Source organism: Psychrobacillus sp., assembly GCF_056205495.1.
Genome location: NZ_JBAEAP010000256.1, coordinates 1 through 1,794, shown reverse-complemented (window position 1 = coordinate 1,794; position 1,794 = coordinate 1). Strand labels below are relative to the sequence as shown.

The 1,794-nt window shown below is 39.4% G+C and carries 3 protein-coding genes; all 3 read left to right on the top strand.

The genetic code is table 11. From position 1 onward, the window contains the following. Positions 1–405, top strand: a 405-nt coding sequence (locus AC06OU_RS07395; RefSeq protein WP_475854979.1) for an ABC transporter substrate-binding protein, incomplete at its 5' end; no start/stop codon positions are given. Between the two features lie 113 nt (positions 406–518). After that, positions 519–1,286, top strand: a complete 768-nt coding sequence (locus tag AC06OU_RS07390) for an ABC transporter ATP-binding protein (RefSeq protein WP_169359186.1) — start codon at positions 519–521, stop codon at positions 1,284–1,286. After that, positions 1,270–1,794, top strand: a 525-nt coding sequence (locus AC06OU_RS07385; RefSeq protein WP_475854977.1) for an ABC transporter ATP-binding protein, incomplete at its 3' end; no start/stop codon positions are given. The genes AC06OU_RS07390 and AC06OU_RS07385, both read left to right, overlap by 17 nt.

Sequence of the window (1,794 nt, the reverse complement as noted above, 5' to 3'; positions counted from 1 at the left end):
ATTATGGAGCCGTTAATTGGTATGGAGGGTTTCTCGGTTTATTATCACACATTACCAGACAATGAAATTAATGATTGGTTAGTTGAGGAGCATAAAAAACGTTTCAATGGAGATGTCCCTGATCTTTTCACTCCTGGTGGTATGTCAGCAGCCATTGCTATTGTAGAAGCATTAAAAAAATCTGAGGGTAATACAGATGCCAATGAGCTCATTAAGTTGATGGAAGGTATGTCTTTTGAAACTGCAAAAGGAAAAATGACGTTCCGTGCGGAAGATCATCAGGCACTTCAATCTTTGTATTCTATTAAGCTAGAAAAACAGGATGGCATCCCTTACCCCGTTCCTGTTCTGATTCGAGAATTGTCACCAGAAGAAACGGAGCCACCAATTATAAACAAGAAGTAACGATATTAAAGAATTGAAGAAACTGACTGCCTAATATGGATTAGGAAGGAAACTAACCTTGTTATAGATCTTTTCTAAAGCAAGGTTAGTGTTTAAGAGAGGAGTCAATTCGAATGGAACCTATATTAAGAACGGAAAACCTTACGATTAAATTTGGAGGTCAAATTGCAGTAGACCATGTGAATTTTGTTATGCCCGAAAAACATTTCAAATCCATTATTGGGCCAAATGGAGCTGGAAAGACAACTTTTTTTAATTTAATTAGTGGTGAATTGAAGCCAACGGAAGGAGATGTATTTTATAAAGGTCAATCTTTGGCTAAGTATTCTTCTATCGAGAGGACGCGACAAGGCTTAGGTAGATCCTTTCAAATAACAAATGTATTCCCAAATCTAACTGTCATGGAAAATGTTAGGCTTGCGGTGCAATCGAAACAAAAAGTCCGTTATCAAATGCTTCGTCATTTTAGTAGCTACCATAAATTTCAGGAAGAGGCAGAACAGCTGCTGGAGATGGTTTTACTGTCTAAAAAAGCATATGCCTTTGCGAATGAGCTTTCTCATGGGGAAAAAAGAAAACTAGAAATTGCCATGCTTCTTGCTTTAGATACAGAGGTGCTGCTGTTGGATGAGCCGACCGCCGGTATGTCTTTAGAGGAGGTTCCAGCAATATTAGATGTGATCAAGCAGATTAAACAAAAGGGAGACAAAACCATTTTGTTGATTGAACATAAGATGGATATGATTTTGGACCTCTCCGACTCTATTATGGTTTTGTTCAATGGAAGGCTGCTTGCAGATGGTAGCCCTGATGAAATCATGAACAATGAAACCGTTCAAAATGCATATTTGGGAGGTTTATACGATGAGCACCTTGCTTAAATTAGAAAACGTTCACACTTATATTGGTCAATATCACATTTTGCAGGGAGTCTCTTTTGAAGCGAGGGAAGGAGAAGTGAGTGTGCTGCTTGGTAGAAATGGAGCAGGGAAAACGACCACTTTAAAAACGATTATGGGCCTTACACCCGCCTCCAAAGGAATCATAACATACGATGACTCATCAATTGCCTCGCACGCTACTCATCAGATTGCGTCAAGTGGTATCGGATATGTACCCGAGGATCAAGGTATATTCGGAGCATTAACCGTTGAGGAAAATTTAAAAGTAGCCATGAGAAAGGATGACGATGCTGCAAAAGAAAGGCAGGAGTATGTCTTAGAGCTATTCCCAGATCTTAAAAAGTATTGGAAGAAGGATGGGGGGCATCTATCCGGAGGACAAAAACAAATGCTTTCGATGGCTAGGGCTTTCGTTAATGAAAGTAAACTTCTCTTAATAGACGAACCTTCAAAAGGTCTTGCACCGGTCGTTATTGAAAAGGTGATG